The 17,253-nt window shown below is 67.2% G+C and carries 14 protein-coding genes; 8 read left to right on the top strand and 6 right to left on the bottom strand.

The window, feature by feature from the left end; all coding sequences use genetic code 11:
- From J7J50_RS03685 to sctT, 3 genes are all read left to right on the top strand, one after another.
- Positions 1-527 (top strand): hypothetical protein (locus J7J50_RS03685; protein WP_215097459.1); only part of this gene is annotated, 527 nt, incomplete at its 5' end.
- Positions 528-662: 135 nt separating this feature from the next.
- Positions 663-929, top strand: a complete 267-nt coding sequence (gene sctS / locus J7J50_RS03690; RefSeq protein WP_057941203.1) for a type III secretion system export apparatus subunit SctS — start codon at positions 663-665, stop codon at positions 927-929.
- Between the two features lie 46 nt (positions 930-975).
- Positions 976-1,761 (top strand): type III secretion system export apparatus subunit SctT, encoded by a 786-nt coding sequence (gene sctT, locus J7J50_RS03695; protein ID WP_215057828.1) that lies wholly within the window; start codon positions 976-978, stop codon positions 1,759-1,761.
- 222 nt (positions 1,762-1,983) lie between these two features.
- Here sctT and sctU read toward each other — a convergent pair whose 3' ends face one another.
- On the bottom strand, positions 1,984-3,084 hold the full coding sequence (gene sctU / locus J7J50_RS03700) for a type III secretion system export apparatus subunit SctU (RefSeq protein ID WP_215057827.1): 1,101 nt from the start codon (positions 3,082-3,084) through the stop codon (positions 1,984-1,986).
- 282 nt (positions 3,085-3,366) lie between these two features.
- On the opposite strand from sctU, the gene J7J50_RS03705 reads away from it, so the two are divergent.
- The 4 genes from J7J50_RS03705 to J7J50_RS03720 all read left to right on the top strand — a co-directional run bounded on the left by J7J50_RS03705 (position 3,367) and on the right by J7J50_RS03720 (position 5,703).
- On the top strand, positions 3,367-3,690 hold the full coding sequence (locus tag J7J50_RS03705) for a hypothetical protein (RefSeq protein WP_215057826.1): 324 nt from the start codon (positions 3,367-3,369) through the stop codon (positions 3,688-3,690).
- Positions 3,691-3,839: 149 nt separating this feature from the next.
- The gene (locus tag J7J50_RS03710) at positions 3,840-4,520 is read left to right on the top strand and encodes a hypothetical protein (RefSeq protein WP_215057825.1); all 681 of its coding nucleotides are present in this window, start codon (positions 3,840-3,842) and stop codon (positions 4,518-4,520) included.
- A gap of 99 nt (positions 4,521-4,619) precedes the next feature.
- Complete coding sequence (locus J7J50_RS03715) at positions 4,620-5,243, top strand: SCO family protein (RefSeq protein WP_343222427.1); 624 nt, start codon at positions 4,620-4,622, stop codon at positions 5,241-5,243.
- A gap of 7 nt (positions 5,244-5,250) precedes the next feature.
- Positions 5,251-5,703 (top strand): copper chaperone PCu(A)C, encoded by a 453-nt coding sequence (locus J7J50_RS03720; RefSeq protein WP_215057824.1) that lies wholly within the window; start codon positions 5,251-5,253, stop codon positions 5,701-5,703.
- Between the two features lie 148 nt (positions 5,704-5,851).
- Here the strand turns inward: J7J50_RS03720 and J7J50_RS03725 are convergent, their stop codons facing one another.
- On the bottom strand, positions 5,852-6,445 hold the full coding sequence (locus J7J50_RS03725; protein WP_215057823.1) for a response regulator transcription factor: 594 nt from the start codon (positions 6,443-6,445) through the stop codon (positions 5,852-5,854).
- A gap of 185 nt (positions 6,446-6,630) precedes the next feature.
- Positions 6,631-8,994, bottom strand: a complete 2,364-nt coding sequence (locus J7J50_RS03730; protein WP_251044582.1) for a glycoside hydrolase family 3 protein — start codon at positions 8,992-8,994, stop codon at positions 6,631-6,633.
- 370 nt (positions 8,995-9,364) lie between these two features.
- Here J7J50_RS03730 and J7J50_RS03735 point away from each other — a divergent pair, with 370 nt between their 5' ends.
- Positions 9,365-10,390 (top strand): LacI family DNA-binding transcriptional regulator, encoded by a 1,026-nt coding sequence (locus J7J50_RS03735; protein ID WP_215057821.1) that lies wholly within the window; start codon positions 9,365-9,367, stop codon positions 10,388-10,390.
- A 125-nt stretch (positions 10,391-10,515) separates the two neighbouring features.
- Here the strand turns inward: J7J50_RS03735 and J7J50_RS03740 are convergent, their stop codons facing one another.
- From J7J50_RS03740 to J7J50_RS03750, 3 genes are all read right to left on the bottom strand, one after another.
- Entirely contained in the window at positions 10,516-12,078 is a 1,563-nt protein-coding gene (locus tag J7J50_RS03740) for a sodium/sugar symporter (protein WP_215057820.1), read from the bottom strand.
- A 497-nt stretch (positions 12,079-12,575) separates the two neighbouring features.
- Positions 12,576-15,245: a TonB-dependent receptor gene (locus tag J7J50_RS03745; protein ID WP_215057819.1), complete on the bottom strand. Its 2,670-nt coding sequence runs from the start codon at positions 15,243-15,245 to the stop codon at positions 12,576-12,578.
- A gap of 516 nt (positions 15,246-15,761) precedes the next feature.
- On the bottom strand, positions 15,762-17,159 hold the full coding sequence (locus J7J50_RS03750) for a S8 family peptidase (protein WP_215057818.1): 1,398 nt from the start codon (positions 17,157-17,159) through the stop codon (positions 15,762-15,764).
- Positions 17,160-17,253: the final 94 nt, after the last annotated feature.

Below are 17,253 nucleotides of genomic sequence, written 5' to 3' on the forward strand. Positions count from 1 at the left end.
CCGCCGTCCCGGCCGCTCCGGCCGCGGTCGCCGCGACGCCGGCCGCGGGCGCCAACGCCAACGCCGCAGCGGCCGCCGCCGGGGCGAAGAAACCCGCGGCGCCGTCGGCCTTGCTCGGCGGCGGCAAGATGGACGCCGCGCGCATGCTCGCGCTGATGGACGCCGGCAAGGAACCGCTGCGCGGCTTTCTGATCAAGCATTCCAGCGACGCCGAGCGCGCGTTCTTCCTGCGCAGCGCGCAGCGCCTGCTGCCGCCGGCCTCGCGCGGCGACATCAGCGTCAACGACTTCCTCGTCATCATCCCCGCCTTCACCGTCAGCGAACTCACCGCCGCCTTCCAGATCGGCTTCCTGATCTTCCTGCCGTTCCTGATCATCGACCTGGTGGTGTCCAACATCCTGTTGTCGCTGGGCATGATGATGCTGTCGCCGACCACGGTCTCGCTGCCGTTCAAGCTGCTGCTGTTCGTGCTGATCGGCGGCTGGGCCAAGCTGGTGCATGGGTTGGTGCTGACGTATGGCGCGTAGCTGCCACGGGAATCGGGAATCGGGAATCGGGAATCGGAAAAGCGGCGTTCGCCGCATTACCGACGTCCCACCCGCCGCCTGAAATCCCGCTCTTCCGATTCCCGACTCCCCATTCCCTATTCCCGGCTTTGACCTATGGGCGACATGCTCGAAATGACCAAACAGGCGTTGTGGCTGACGCTGCTGCTGTCGGGCCCGCCGGTGGTCGCCGCCGCGTTGGTCGGACTGGTCGTGGCCTTCATCCAGGCCGCGACCCAGTTGCAGGAACAGACCTTCGCCTACGCGATCAAATTCACCGTGATCGTGGTGACCTTGTTCGTGACCGCGTCGATGATCGGCGGCACCCTGTACACCTTCGCCGACCGCATCTTCATCGATTTCCCGGGCATGGTCCGGCACTGATGCGCGGCGGCGACACCCGCATCGCGCGGCGCGGACGCGGCGCGCGATGAACATCGATTCCTACGGCAACGTGCTGATCGCGCTGGGGCTGGTGCTGCCGCGCGTGATCGGTTCGTTCATGATGTTGCCGCTGATCACCAGCGAGAACATGCCGCCGCTGGTGCGCAACAGTTTCATGGTGAGCCTGGCGATCATCGCCATTCCGGTGGCGATGAACGGCGTGCCGCTCAATCAGCTCAGCGCGCTGAATTTCGCCCCGATCATTCTCAAAGAGTTGTTCATCGGCGTATCGATCGGCTTCTGCTTCGGCATGGTGTTCTGGGCGATCAGCGCCGCCGGCAACGTCGTCGACACCCAGGTCGGCATGACGCTGGCGCAGGTGTTCGACCCGATCCAGGGCCATCAGGCCTCGTTGCACGGCACGTTCCTGTCGCAGTTCGCGGCGTGGCTGTTCATGGCCAGCGGCGCGTTCCTGGTGTTCCTGGACTTGCTGTTGTCGAGTTACGCGATGTGGCCGGTGGTGTCGTTCTTCCCGAATCTGCATGTCTCGGGCATGGACTTGTACGTCGGCCAGTTCAGTTATCTGATGACCGCGCTGCTGGTGATGGCCGCGCCAGTGATGGTGGTGTTGCTGCTGATTGACCTGTCGTTCGGCCTGGTCAACCGCTTCGCGCCGCAGCTCAACGTGTTCACCATCACCATGCCGATCAAGGCGTGGCTGGCGACCTGGATCATTCTGCTGATGCTGGGCGTGTACGTGGAGATCGTGCTCGATCGGCTGGGGGGGAACCGCAGTCTCCTGCAAGCGCTGCATCGGGTGTTCGGCGGCTGAGCCGCGTGTTCGATCGCGAAGGCTGCTGTTGCCCCCTTTGAAAAAGGGGGCGGACGGCCGCGAAGCGGACGCGGGGGATTTGCTTTTTGCTTTTGCCGTGGCTGTTCGCGAGCAAAAAGCGAATCCCCCCTACCCCCCTTTTTCAAAGGGGGGAACTCTTCGGAAGGTTGGGTAGAGCGGGAGGTTCACGGCTTTGGCCAACCGTGACGATGCCGGCGGAACTCACTCCACCGGCGGCGGCAATTCGATCTCGCTCATGTCGCCCTCGCGCAGACGGCGCACGCCCTCGGCCCAATGCAACACCTCGGCCACCGCTTCAAAGAACTCGCTGCCGATGTAATCGTCCAGCGCCACGTGCTCATGCAGCCCGCGCGCCAGTTCGATGTTCTGCAGGATCGGCACCCCGGCCTCGACCGCGGCGCGCTTGATCTGCTCGGCCATGTAGCCCTCGCCCTTGGCCACCACCACCGGCAAATCGGTGGTGCCGTGCTCGTACTGCAGCGCGATGGCGATGTGGGTGGGGTTGGTCACGACGACATTGGATTGGCGGACGGCATTGAGCATGTTCTGCTGCGACCACTCCTGATGCAACTGCCGACGCCGGCTCTTCACGTGCGGATCGCCCTCGCTCTCCTTGACCTCCTGCTGGATGTCGCGCCGGCTCATCCGCAACTGCTTGGTGTAGGAGAACTTCTGGTACCACACGTCGATCGCCGAGACGAAGAAGAACACGAAGATCGTCCAGATCACGATCCGCACCAAGCCATGCCAGATGCCCGCGCCCATCGCCTCCGGCGGCGCGTACGGCAGCAACATCAGCTGGGCCAGCATCTTGTAGATCACGAACACGCCGATGCCGATCAGCGCGCCGCTCTTGATCACCGACTTGACCAGCTCGACCAGGTTGTCCACGGAGAACATCTTCTTGATGCCCTCGGCGGGATTCATCTTGTCCAGGCTGGGCTTGACCTTGCCCAGGCTCAGGATCGGCCCGACCTGCAGGAATTCGATCACCACGCCCAGAAACACCGCCATCGCCAGCAACGGCAACGACAGCCACAGCAACGCGTCGAACGCGGCCGCGCCGACTTCGCGCAGCGCATCGCCGAAGGGCTGGTTGATCGCGCCCAGGCTGGTCTCGAACAAGCGGATCAGCTTCATGCGCATGAAGTCGAGCATCAGCCAGCCGCACACCACCCAGCCGAGCACCAGCACGGTGCTGGTCAGCTCCTTGCTCTTGGCGACGTTGCCTTCCTTGCGCGCGTCGCGGATCTTTTTCTGGGTAGGCGGCTCGGTCTTGTCGGCGCCCTGGTCCTTCGACATGCGCGGCCCTCAGCGAGAGGACGACGAGGCTAGCATGGGCCCCACGACGCGGTAGTGGCGGGTGTCAGCAATCCACGCGCCATCGCTCGAAGCGGCCGGCCCGGCCCGAACCGCGATCCCCTGGGCCGCTCGTACACCGACGCCGGACCCGCTTGCGCGCCGGCCGCGGCCGGCGACGAATGAACGGGCCGGAACCCACCTAGGGTCACCCCGAGTTGGCCCTTTTCCCCCCGGGCGCTACATTTCGCCCATCCCCCCGACTTCACCCGACAACTGCCCCGCATGAGCACCATCGGCCCCGACTCGCGCATCGACCGCACCGGCTTGGACAGCCAGGCCGCGCTCGAAAGCCTGCGCAGTCGCGAACCGGCCGCGCAAGACCCGATCCAGCATGCCAACGCGGTCTCCGAGGCCGTCCCGGCCTACGCCCCGCCCGCGGTCGATGCCGGCGAAGACGTCCTCAACGCCGATGCCTGGCACGGCGTGCCCTCCGGCGAGCGCCTGCTGGCCGGCGACAGCCGCCTGGAGCACGAACTGGGCTCGCTGGACCTGTCCGCGGCCGCCGATCGCGGCGCCGACGCGGTGATGGACTCGTTCACCGTCTGAGTTTTCCCGGCGCCCCCGCGCCCGGACCGACCGATCCGCGCCGCCGCCTTCCTGATCGCCTCCCGCCGCGGCCGCCACCGTCCGCATCGCCGCGCGAACGCGCGCTGGGCTAGGCTACCGATCTCTCCGCTGCCCGCCTGCGTTGCGCCGTGACCGACGCCGCTCCCTCTCCCGAAGCCCTGCGCGCCGCCGCCGACCGGCTGATTTCGGCCCTGGCCGCGCACAGCGACCCCGAGTACCGGCTGACGGTGCTCAAGCGGGTCGTGCGCCGGCTCGGCGAGGAACGCTATCCCTTGTTCATCCGCCTGCTCGGGGTGGTCGCCGAAAGCGACGACGCCCGCGCCCAGCGCCTGCTCGCGGACACCTTCGGCACCGCGCTGCGGCGCATGGACCTGCCCGGCGGCGCCCTGAGTTCATGGGGCGCCACCCGCCTGCCCGATTCCACCGGCCCGGTCGCGGTCAGCGCTTTGTCCGGGCATTTCTTCGGCGCCACGCCGCGGCGCCTGCTCGGGCCGGTCGAATACCTGACCGTGTGGCATCTGCAGCGCACCCAGCGCACCGCGCTGGGCGCGGACACCTTCCGCACCGCGCTGTCGCGCCTGATCGCCCTGCTCAACCGCAGCGAGGACGCGCGCACGCTGTATCCGCAGAAGCTCGCCTCCGATGCGCAGAACGAACTCGAAGGCGCCTACACCCGCGCCACCCGCGAACGGCTGGCGGCGATCGCCGCGGCCTGGCGCGCGGGCAAATCGCCCGATGCGGTGGCGCAGGCCGCGCTCGATACCGACGCGTCGCCGCATCCCAGCGGTTGGGTGGTTCGCGACTTGTAAGCCCGCGGCGACAGCGCATCGGCGCCTGCGACACTGGGCCACATCCGCGCTCGCAACGACGGTGCTGCAATGCGGTCTTCCGCATCCTTGAGGTGAATCGTGCGCGATCACCGCATTACTTCCGTCCTCGCTCATCGACATGACCGCACGCGCCGTCGCCTGCTCGCCGGCCTGGGCGCGGCGACGCTGCTATCGGCCTGCGGCCGCGCCGCGCCGTTGTCGCTGCACGGCATCGACCTGAGCCATCGCAGCGGTTTCGTCCGCGATTTCCGCCTGCTCGATCCGCAAGGCCGGGCGCGCACGCTGGCCGATTTCCGCGGCAAGATCGTGCTGCTGTTCTTCGGCTTCACCCTGTGCCCCGACGTATGCCCGACCGCGCTGACCCGCGCCGTGCAGATCCGCAAACTGCTCGGCCGCGACGGCGAGCGCCTGCAGGTGATCTTCATCACCCTGGACCCGCAGCGCGACACGCCCAAGGTCCTGCAGGCCTACACCCAGGCCTTCGACCCGGGCTTTCTCGGCCTGACCGCGGACGCGCAAACCATCGACGCGACCGCGAAAGCTTTCCGCGTGGTCTACGCGAAGGTACCGACCGGTTCGACCTACACCATCGACCACTCGGCCTTGAGCTATGTCTACGACGCCGAAGGCGCGCTGCGCATGGCGTTGCGGCACGAGCAAAGCGCGGCCGATTGCGTCCACGATATTCGCCAGATCCTGTGAGGCCGGCATGACTTCGATCCACTCCCTCGCCGCGCTCGCGGCCGCGGTCTTGCTGAGCGCATCGGCCGCGGTGTCGGCGCAAGTGTCGGTGGACGCGCCCTGGGTGCGCGCGACCGTGCCGCAGCAGCAGGCCACCGGCGCCTTCATGCGCTTGACCGCGGCGCGCGACCTGCGTCTGGTCGCGGCGCGCTCGTCGGCGGCGCGGACCACCGAGGTGCACGAGATGGCGATGCAGGGACAGATGATGCGCATGCGCCAGGTATCGGCCGTGGCCTTGCCGAAAGGCCGCGCCGTCGCGCTGGCGCCGGGCGGTTATCACATCATGCTGATCGATCTGAAGCGGCCGTTGAGCGCCGGCGAGCAGGTCGCGATCACGCTGGTGTTCGCCGATGCGCAGGGCAAGCGCAGCGAGCAGACGGTGCAGGCGCCGGTACGGCCGCTGGGCGCCGCGGCGCCCTGAGCAAGCTTTTTGCTTTGTTGCTTTGCTGTGGGAGGGAGCTTTAGCCCCGATGCTTTTGGCTCAGATCACTGTGGATTCCGGCAATCTGAGCCAAAAGCATCGGGGCTAAAGCTCCCTCCTACAGCAAAGCTGCACAATGGCTTCGCGCTTATAAGCCGATCAGACTGCGCTCCGGCCCCGGCCGCTTGCCGAGCTTGCGCTGCAAGGACCGCCGGTGCATGCCGAGCAACCGCGCGGTCGCGGAAATATTGCCGCCGGTGTCGTTGAGCGCCTGCTGGATGTGCTCCCACTCCAGCCGCCGCAGCGGCGTCATCGTGTCGGGCGCTTCCGCCACGGCCGGCGCGTCGGCCGATTCCAATCCCAACGCGGCCAGGATCGCCGCCACGCTGGCCGGCTTGGGCAGATAGTCGTCGGCGCCGCGCTTGATCGCGTCCACCGCGGTGGCGACGCTGGCGTAGCCGGTGACCAGCACGATCCGCATCTGCGCATGCAACTCGCGCAGCGGCCGGATCAGTTGCAGGCCCGACTCGCTGCCCAGCTTGAGGTCGATCAACGCGAACGAAGGCGGCTGCGCCATCGCCAGATCCAGGGCCTGACGCACGCCGGCGGCGGTGCGCGCCTCGATGCTGCGCCGTCCCAGACTGCGCTGCAAGGTCGCGGCGTAGGCCGCATCGTCGTCCACGATCAAACCGCTCACGGCATGCCCGTGGACCACGGTGCGGGAAAAAGTCGTTGCGTTCATGCGCCGCATCCTAATCCCGCCGCCGCGCGGCGGGACTGCGGCAAACCGCCACAGGACAAACTGTCCATGGCTGTGCTGGACAACGGAATCCCGCCATCGCCCTTCTCCCGCGATGGGAACAAGGGCGATCGCCTCGCGCCGCCGGAAACGGCGGCGCGGATCAACACTTCAATGCTTGCCGGCCGTCACTGCCGCTTGCAGTCGACCACCTGTTCGGCATCGGTGCCGTAGGCGACTTCGTGCAGCGTGATCGAAGTTCCCTTCGACGCCTGCAGACCGAACGGCACCTCCAGCTTGCCCATCTCGGCGCCGGCCGCGCGCACGCACTTGAACGGAATGCCGATGCGCTGCCACTGCCCGCGCGGCAGGCCGCGCAGGATATCGCCGAGCGGCATCTTCGCTTCGCACTTGGGACCGGTGCATACGGCGATCAGATTGGTATCGCCGGCGCCGACCGCATCGACCTTGAGCGTGATCAACAACTGCACGTCGCCGTTGGTTTCGCGCACCAGTTCCATCGGCGCATCGGCGACCCACTCCACGCGCGCATCGCCCTTCCAATCCACGCGCCAGGCATCTTCCTGCGCCTTGTAATCCACCGCCGACACCGTCACCGCACCGTCGGCGGTGGCCAGCGGCGGCTTGATCGCATCGGCGCGCTTGCCCTGCGAATCCACGCGCAGCTTCCAACCGCGCGGCAACGCGCCGCGGCCGAGGAACTGCATCGCGCGCTGATCGATATCGGCCGTGCCCGGATCTTCCGCGAGCGCGCCGACCTGGCCCGGCTTGGCGTAGCTCAAGCCATAACCGAAGGCGAACTGCGGCGAATAGTCCTTGTCGCCGACGTTGGCGATCTGCACCGCCGTGCGCGGCCACGAATACGACAGCTTGCCCTTGAAGTCGTGAGCGACGCCGCCGGCGCCGTTGCGCAGCAGCACATCGGCGATGCCGCCGCCTTCCGAACCCGGCAGCCACGCGGCGACGAACGCGTCGGAGGCGTTGATCTCGCGATTGACCCACAACGGCCGCCCGGACAGGAACACGCTCACCACCGGGATGCCCTCGGCCTTGAGCCGCTTGATCGTTTCCAGCTCCGGATTGCGCGTCGGCCGGAACGTCACCGTGCGCAGATCGCCCTGAAATTCGGCATACGGATCTTCACCATAGACGAAGATCGCCACGTCCGGCTTGGTCTTGTACTTGCCGTCCGCGGCCAGCTCGGCCTGTCCGCCGGCGGCCTGGATCTGCTCGCGCAATCCGCTCCAGATCGACTGCGCATGCGGGAAATCGCTGGCTTTCAGCCCGGTGCCCTGCCAGTTCAAGGTCCAGCCGCCGGACTGCTTGGGCAGGTTGTCGGCGCCGTCGCCAAGCACCAGCACGCGCGCCTTGGGCGAAATCGGCAGCACGCCGCTGTCGTTCTTCAACAGCACCAGCGACTCGCGCACGGCCTGGCGCGCGATCGCGCGATGCTCGGCGCTGCCGAGCAATTCGAACTTGCCGCCGAGCGGGCGCTGCGACGGCGCGCCGGCTTCGAATAGCCCCAAGCGCAGCTTCACCCGCAGGATGCGGGTGACCGCGTCGTCCAGGCGCGCCATCGAAATCTCGCCGCTTTTGACCTGCTTGAGCGCGTTGTCGTAGTAACCGCGCCAACTGTCGGGCGCCATCAGCATGTCCACGCCGGCGTTGAACGCGGCCGCGCAATTGTCGTTGCTGCAACCGGTCAGCTGGCCGTGCGCGTTCCAGTCGCCGACCACGAATCCGTCGAAGCCCATGCGCTGCTTGAGTACACCGGTCAGCAAAGCCTGGTTGCCGTGCATCTTCTGGCCCTGCCAACTGGAGAACGAGGCCATCACCGTCTGCGCGCCGGCCTTCAATGCCGGCGGATAGCCGGCGCCGTGGATGTCGCGCAGTTCCTGCTCGCTGATTTTCGCATCGCCCTGGTCGCGGCCTTCGAAGGTGCCGCCGTCGGCGAGGAAGTGCTTGGCCGAGGCGATCACATGGCTGCCGTCGAGGAACTGCCTGGTCCCGATCTTGCCCTGCAGGCCCTCGATCGCGGCGGCGGCATAGCTGGCGACCACCCGCGGGTCCTCGGAATACCCTTCATACGTGCGGCCCCAGCGATCGTCGCGCGGCACCGTCAGGGTCGGCGCGAAGGTCCACTCCATGCCGGTGGTGCGCACCTCGGCCGCGGTCGCCGCGCCGATCCGCCGGATCAACTCGGGATTGCGCGTGGCGCCCAGGCCGATGTTGTGCGGGAACAAGGTCGCGCCGATCAGGTTGTTGTGGCCGTGCACCGCGTCGATGCCGAAGATGATCGGCACGGCGACCTTGCCGTCGCTGTCGTCCATCGAGGCTTTGTAGAATTTGTCCGCGACATCCAGCCATTCCTGCGGCGCCGCGGCGTAATTGCCGCCCGGCTCGGAGATGCCGCCGGGCTCGGAATTGCCGCCCGCCAGCACCGAGCCGATGTGGTACTTGCGCACGTCGTCGGGCGTGGCGCTGTTGATGTCGGCCTGGACGATCTGGCCGACCTTCTCTTCCACGCTCATCTTCGCCAGCAGCTGCGCGATGCGTTTTTCCAGGCGGGCGTCGCGCGCGATCGGCGGTTTCAGGCCAGCCCAATGCGCCGGGTCCACGGTCGCCGCGGCCGCCGGCGCCCCGTCGGCCGCCGCCAGCCCGGGCAGCAGGGCCAGCGCCAACGCGCAGACCAGCCGCCGGCGCCGGGGATATCGCGATTGGGTCGGAAGAATCGCTGCGCGCTGGTGTGCGCTAAGCTCTGCGTTCATGCACTGCTCCTGGTGGCCTGAAAACGACGCGCGGCTTGCGCATGAAAATAGCGAAAGCCGGGCGAAATGGATGAGTATTGGCCGCGCGTTCTGGCAAAATACGCGTAACGCGCGGCAAGGGAAACGACCGGTTATGCGGGTTCGCATCGAAGATGTGGCGGAAGCGGCGGGCGTGTCGATGAAGACCGTCTCGCGCGTGCTCAATCAAGAGCCCAACGTCAGCGAGGACACGCGCAAGCGCGTGGAAGCCGCCGCGCGCAAGCTGCAATACCGGCCCAATCCGTCGGCGCGCAGCCTCGCCGGACAGCGCTCGTTCCTGGTCGCGCTGCTGTACGACAACCCGTCCAGCAACTACCTGATGGAAGTGCAGGCGGGCATGCTCGATGCCTGCATCGCCCAGCACTACAACCTGATGCTGGCGCCGGTCACCTACGGCGAGCGCAAGTTCCTCGCCCACGTGGACGAGATCATCCAGCACTCGCGCGCCGACGGCCTGGTGCTGACGCCGCCGCTCACCGACCATCCCGGCCTGATGAAGCGCCTGGGCCAGCTCGGCATTCCCTACGCCAACATCTCGCCGAAGCTGCGCGGCGGGCGCATCGGCGTGGTGCTCGACGAAGAACGCGCGGTGCGCGAGATGATGGCGCACCTGGTCTCGCTCGGACATCGGCGCATCGCCCACATCAAGGGCCATCCCGAGCACGGCGCCAGCCAGTGGCGCTTGAACGGTTACCGCGACGGCCTGGCCGCGGCCGGCATTGAGTTCGATCCGGAGCTGGTGGTGGAAGGCGATTTCCATTACGACACCGGCGCGATCTGCGCCCAGCGCCTGCTGCTCATGGACAACCCGCCGACCGCGATCTTCGCCGCCAACGACGACATGGCCGCCGGCACCATCCGCACCGCCAGCGAGATGGGCCTGTCGATTCCCGGCGACGTGTCGGTGTGCGGCTTCGACGACACGCCGATCTCGCGGCAGATTTATCCGCCGCTGACCACGGTGCGCCAGCCCACCCGCGAAATGGGCCGGCTGGCCACCAATGAATTGTTCAAGCGGATCAAGGCGCCCGACGGCGGCCAGATGATCACCGCCGGCTACGAGCTGCAGCTGCGCCAGTCCACCGGGCCGATCGACAAGGGCCGCGCGCGACGGCGCTGACATCGCCCGGGTCGGATGCGAGTCCGACGCCGCGGCGTCGGACTCGATCGCAATCGCACCGGTTCGCGCGCGCGCCACGCCCTCACGCAAGACGCGCGAAGCCTGGACGGTGCGCGTCCCCGCCGTCACCAGAACAGCGCGTACAGCGCGATCAGGATCGCGACCACGGCGATCGCGGCGACATTGAACGAAGGCGTGGTGGCGTAGCTGACGCCATCGTTGTGGATGCGGTCCTGGCCGGCGCCGGAGCGCGTCGTCAGCGACACGATCACCGCCAGCGCGGCGGCCAGCACGAACACCACACCGACGCGATTGACGAAGGCAAGCTCCGGCCATGCCAGCTTCAGCGCCACCGACAGCACGAACGAACCGATCGCCGCGGCCAGCGCGCCGGCTTCGTTGGCGCGCTTCCAGAACAGACCGAACAGGAAGATCACCACGATGCCAGGGGTGAAGAAGCCGGTGTATTCCTGGATGTACTGGAAGCCCTGGTCGAAGCCGCCGATCAGCGGCCGCGCGGTCACGATGGCGATGGCGATCGCGATCGCCGCGGCGATGCGGCCTACCCGCACCAGCCGCTGTTCGCTCGCCTGCGGCCGGTACTTGGCGTAGAAATCCAGGGTGAAGATGGTCGCGACCGAATTGATCTTCGACGCCAGCGAAGCGACGATCGCCGCCACCAGCGCCGCGAACACCAGGCCGAGCACGCCGCTGGGCAGCAGCGACATCATCGCCGGGTACGCATCGTCGGAACGCTTCAGGCCCGGCGCCAGCATCACCGCGGCGATCCCAGGCAGCACGACGATGATCGGCAGGATGATCTTCAGGGCGGCGGCGAACACGATGCCCTTCTGCGCCTCGCGCAGATCCTTAGCCGCCAGCGCGCGCTGGATGATGTATTGGTTGAAGCCCCAGTAGCTCACGTGCATCACCCACAGGCCGCCGAGCAGCACGCCGATGCCGGGCAGGTCCTTGTAGTGCGGATTGTCGGGCGACAGGATCATCTTGAAATGATCCGGGTGGGTCGCGATCAACTTGTTGAAACCGGCGATCACGCCGGCGCCGTCGCCGATCTTGCTCAGGGTCAGCCCGGCGACCAGCAGGCCGCCGAGCACCAGCAAGGTCACCTGCACGATGTCGGTCAGCGCGACCGCCTTCAGGCCGCCGTAGAGCTGATAGGCCAGCGCGAACGCGCCCAGCAAGGTCAGCGCCAGCATCTGGTCCATGCCGGTGACTTGCGACACCGCCAGCGAACCCAGCCACACGATCGAGGTGAGGTTCACGAACACGTACAGGCCGAGCCAGAACACCGCCATCAGCGTGCGGATGCGATTGCCGTAACGCTCCTGCAGGAACTGCGGCATGGTGTAGATGCCGTTGCGCAGGAACACCGGCAGGAAGAACTTGCCGACCACCAGCAAGGTGGCCGCCGCCATCCATTCGTAGGATGCGATCGCAAGGCCGAGCGCGTAGCCCGAGCCGGACATGCCGATGATCTGTTCGGCCGAGATGTTGGCCGCGATCAGCGAGGCGCCGATCGCCCACCACGGCAGCGCCTTGCTCGCCAGGAAGTAGTCCTTCGCGGTTTTCTCGTGACCGGATTTTTCGCGCGAGACCCATTGCGCGAGAGCGAACACGCCGGCGAGGTAGACCAGGACGATCAGGGTGTCGAGCAAGGGAAGTTTCATGGAGCTCCGCTGGGTCTGGGCGGGATTGAGGGATGGTTGCTCGTTCGGCTTGCTTTGTTGCTGGTGTGTTGCTGCTGGCGGCTTGTTGTCTGCGTGTTACTGCTTGTGTGCTGTTGCTTGTGTGCTGTTGCCGTGTGATGTCGCCTACGTCTCAGCCGCGCGCATCTTTCCTACCGTCATTCCCGCGAACGCGGGAATCCAGGGCCTTTCGTGCGAGAACCTTTGAAGTCGCTGGATGTTCGGCTCCGCCGAAGTAAAGCGGAGCCCGCGTTCGCGGGAATGACGGTATGGAGAGATGGCGCTGAAGTCTCTGGATTCCCGCCTTCGCGGGAATGACGGCGTGAGGGAAGCGTCGCGCAAAAACGCAACGCCGCCGTCCTCACTCGATAGCCACGTGCATCTACCGCCCAAGACACCCCGCAGCCCCGGCCCCACGCACCGTGGGGGTACGCGCGCGGAAGCCGGAGCGGCGAGGTTGGGACGCGGCGACGCCGTCATCAGAAGTTCCAGCGCACCCGCACGCCGTAGCTGCGCGCGTCGTTGAGGAAGCGCGTGTTCACGCCCGAGCCCACCAGCGCCTTCTGCGATACGTCCTTGTTCGTCAGGTTGCTGCCCCACGCCTCCACCCGCCAGGCGCCGCTGAGCGAGCTGAAACCGATGCCGGCGTTGACCTGGGTGAAGCCCTTCTGCTTGTCGGGGAAACCGGCGGTGGTCGCATCCTCGACCCGCGCCACCGCGCCGGACGCGTCGCGCAGGAAGGTCACGTCGCGGTCGTTGTACTGGGTCAGGAAGAACGAGGAGCGATGCGCGGCCAGGATCTGCCAGTCGAAGGTGCCGCGGCTGAAATCGATCGCCTGCTGCAGGCGCGCGTTGAAGGTGAACTCCGACGACAGCGGCAACTCGTTGCCGGTCAGGTCGATCTGCGAGGTGATGCCGCCGTTGCCGAAATCCTGGCTGCGCACGTCGGCGACCATGCCCTGCTTGATCTGCGTCTTCAGGTACAAAGCGTTGAGGTCGAGGGTGAACCCCGCGCCCAGGCGCAGCCGGCTCTCGGCCTCGATGCCGTACAGCTCGGACTTGCCGACATTGCGGTTGACCAGGGCGAAACCGTTCGGCCTGCCGTCCGGGTCGAACGCGATCGTGGTCAGGTCCTGGAACACCTGATCCTGGTAGTCGTAATAGAAACCGCTGACGTTGAAGGTCGAAGTGCGGCCGAAGAATTCGAACGAGTTCTTCGAACCGATCTCCAGCGCCGTCAGTTCTTCCGGCTTGTAGGTTTCCGGAATGACGTTGACGTCGAAGCTGTCGTTGAAGCCGCCGGCCTTGTGGCCGGTGGAGACGGTCGCGTACAGCAGGTTGCGATCGCTCAGGTCGTACTCGAAGCCCAGGCGCCAGTCGAGGAAATCGAATGCGCTCGAACCGTGCTGCTCGGAAGGAATGCCGAGTGAGATGAAGCTGTGCTGGCCGTTGGCCGGGCAGTTGACGGTGTTGCCGCCGATGTCGGGCCGGTCGATGCAGGTGCCGTTCGGACGGCTGCCATCGACGATGCCCTGCAACTGCTGCTGCATGGTGTCGCGCGCGCCGGCGCGCAGGATGCCGTCCAGCAGATAGCGCGCCTTGTCGGCGTCGGTGACCAGACCGGTGGTGTGGAAGCTGGGGCGATTGAGCAAGCTCGGCATGAAGCCTTCCGTGCCCAGGCGGGTCTGGAACACGCCGCCGTCGCCGCCCAGGCCGATGGCCCAGTTGCCGCCGATGCCGTCGCGCGACTTGCGCTCGTCGGTGTAGCGCAGGCCGCCCTTGACGCGCAGGCGATCGTTGACGTCGAAGGTGCCGTCGCCGAACACCGCCCACGACTTGCCGTCGACATCGGGCATGGTGAATTCGGTGCCCGAGTAGAACGCGCCCTTGTCGGCCAGCGCCATGAAGCCGACCTGCTGCTTCTCATGGAAGTAGAAGCCGCCGGTGGTCCAGCGAAAGCGCGCGTCGTCGTCGGACGACAGGCGCAATTCGTGGGTCTGCGATTGCGAACGCGCCTGCAGATAGTTGGTGCCGAAGTTGTCGTAGTCGATGCCGCCCCAGGTCGCCGGCTGGCCCGGCGGGCGCTCGCGCAGGTCGCGGCCCGGCCAGGTGTTGCCGTCGGCGGCGGAGTTGATCTGGAAGTAGTCGACGTCGCGATAGCTGCCGTTGTATTCCAGGTTCACGCCGCCGAAGTCGTAGCGCACCGTGCCCTGGAAACCCCACAGCTTGTTATCGACCTTGCCCTGCACGCCGCGATACACGACCGCGCGCATGTCGATGTCGTCGGGTTGGAAGCCGGCCCTGGCCGCTTCGAACACGCCCGCGCCCGGATAGCCGGTGCCCAACTCGCGGCCGACGTCGAGCATGGCGAACACCGACAGCTTGTCGTCGGGCTCGTACAGGAACGACAAGCGCCCGGCGCTGTCGTCCTGGATGCCGGCCGACTGGATGTGTTGCCACAGGCCGGCGTTCTTGAAGCCGGCTTCCTTCTCGACGTGATAGCCGGCGAAGCGCAACGCGGCGTATTCGCCCAGCGGGAAATTCACCGCGGTCTCGTAGCCCTTCTGGTCGCGATTGCCGACCTCGCCCTGCACATAGCCGCTGAAATCGCCGCCCAGCTCGGGCTTCTTGGTGATGATGTTGAGCGTGCCGGCCAGCGCGTTGCGGCCGCGCAGGGTGCCTTGCGGGCCCTTGTTGATCTCCACGCGTTCCAGGTCGTAGAACATCGCGCCCAGGCCGCGCGGACGCGGGATGTAGGCGCCGTTGACGTGCGGCGCGGCGCCCGGATCGCCGAGTTCGGTGTTGTTCGACGAGCCCACGCCGCGAATGAAGACTTCGGTCGCGCCTTCCTGGTTGGCGATGCTCAGGCCCGGCACGGCGACCTGGATCTGGCGCAGTTCGTTGTTGATGCCCAGGCCGCGCAGATCGTCCTGCGACAGGGCCTGCGCGGTGCCGGCGAATTTCTGCAGACTCTGCGCGCGGCGTTCGACGGTGACGATCACCGAATCCAGATCGGTCGCGTCCTTGCCCGCGGCCGCCTCGCGCGCGGGCGCGTCGGCGGGCGCGGCGTCCTGCGCGGCGGCGTTGCTGGCGATCAGTGCGGCAAAGACGGCAAGGCTCAAACTCGAACAGCGGTTACGCACGGTCATCAGAACATCCCCTCCCCGGGGTCGGCTTCGCGGCCGATCATGTTGTGGGTGTCGCGGCCATCCGGCGCTCACGCTTCGCGCGGAAGCCGGCCGGTGGTGCGGGACAGCTTGTAGCGCGGCCATGACAGCGCTGTCAACAGAACGGACAGCATGCGGCAATGCAGCATGGGCGCGCGCGACAACCGTCGTTGCGGCAGCGCGCGCGCCGTGGTCCGGCGGTTGCGTGATGCGAATCACGCGCACAGCCCGTTCATGCACGCGTTGCGCGCATTCGCCGCTTCGATGAAGGCGGCAGGTGTAGACCAAAGTCGCGCCCGCGCGTACGTGCGGGCGCACGCGAGAGAGTTCCGATCGGGCCGCGGATTGCGCGATGCATCACGGCCGGTGCGCCCTCTGTCGGCGCAAGCGCGGCGGCGCAACGAAGAACCCCGGCCGAAGCCGGGGTTCAAGATCGCCCGTGCGATCGTTCGCTTCAAACGCGGCCCGGCCGTTGTCGCCGGCCGGTTCGCGCCGCGATCACGGCGTGGCGTCGGTGGCCTTGTCCGCGTTGACGATGCCCGAGCCGATCGTCGGGTTCTGCACCACCGGGAACGGGGTGATGTTCGCCGCCGCCTTGACGATCGCCTCGGCCTGCGCCGGCGTGCGGTCGACGCCCGGCTTGGATTGCATCAGCGCGACCACGCCGGCCACGAACGGCGAAGCCATCGAGGTGCCGCTGTAGCTCGCATAGCTCGCCGCGCCCGGCACGGTGGTGCCGGAGTTGAGCGTCGACAAAATGCTCTGGCCCGGCGCGGCCACATCCACCAGCGGTCCCCAGTTGGAGAAGCTGGCGCGCACGCCGGCCGAGGTGGTGGCACCGACCGTGATCACGTTGGCGCAGCTGGCCGGCTGGAAGCCCGAAGCGTTGGCGTTGCTGTTGCCGGCCGCCACCACCACGGTCACGCCGCGCGCCACCGCGCCGTTGATCGCGGTCTGGAAGGTCGAGCTGCATGCGCCGCCGCCGCCCAGGCTCATGTTGATCACCGTGGCCTTGTTGACGCCGACCGCGGGCACGCCGCTGACGGTGCCGCCCGACGCCCAGGTGATCGCGTCGGCGATATCCACCAGCGTGCCGCCGCAGGCGCCGAGCACGCGCGCGCTGAGCACCTTGGCCTTGAACGCGGTGCCGGCCACGCCGACCGCGTTGTTGGTCACCGCCGCGGCGATGCCGGTCACGTGAGTGCCGTGCCAGCTGGAGTTGGTGGCCGGGCGGCCGGCGCCGCATTGACCGGCGGTGGTCCAGTCGCCCTGATCGGCCGGATTGGCGTCGCGACCGTTGCCGTCGCGCGCGGCGGCGGCGTTGCTGATGAAGTCGTAGCCGGTCGGCGAGGTCAGATTCGCGGCCAGGTCCGGATGGCTGGTGATGCCGGTGTCGATCACCGCGATGATCTTGCCCTGGCCCTGGTAGGTGTTGTCCCACGCGGTGTTGGCGCGGATGCCCCAGGTGCCGCCCAGGCCGAACTGCGAGGGATAGCTGGGATCGTTCGGGGTCAGCGCCGGGTAGAACATCGAGTTGGGCTCGATGTATTCGACCTCGGGATTGGCCGCGATCTGCTGCATCAGCGTGGTCGCTTCGACCACGTCGAGCGGACGGTTGACTTCGATCAGCTCGCCGCCGGTCGACACCGCGCGCACGTGCTTGATCGTCAATCCTTTCTGGCCCAGCGTGCCGGCCGCGATGCTGAGCTGGCGCTGCAGATCCAGGCTCTTGGGCGTGCCGGACTTGTACGCGACGATGAAACCGGCGACCGGCTGCTGGGGGTCCAGGCTGGTCAGATTGACGCGGTCGGCGGCGAAGGCCGGCGCGGTGGCGATGACGCAAACGGTGGCGGCCGCCAGCAGGTGCAGGCGGAAATACTTGGATTGCTGAGCCATTGCGAAACTCCCGTGAGATTTCGTTGAGCCGCAGGTGCGGCGGAACCGTCCTGGTCCCCTCTCGCGATCGAGCGTGTTTGGAATGAGGTCGCCT

It is taken from the genome of Lysobacter sp. ISL-50 (assembly GCF_018612875.1).
Classification (GTDB): Bacteria; Pseudomonadota; Gammaproteobacteria; order Xanthomonadales; family Xanthomonadaceae; genus Lysobacter.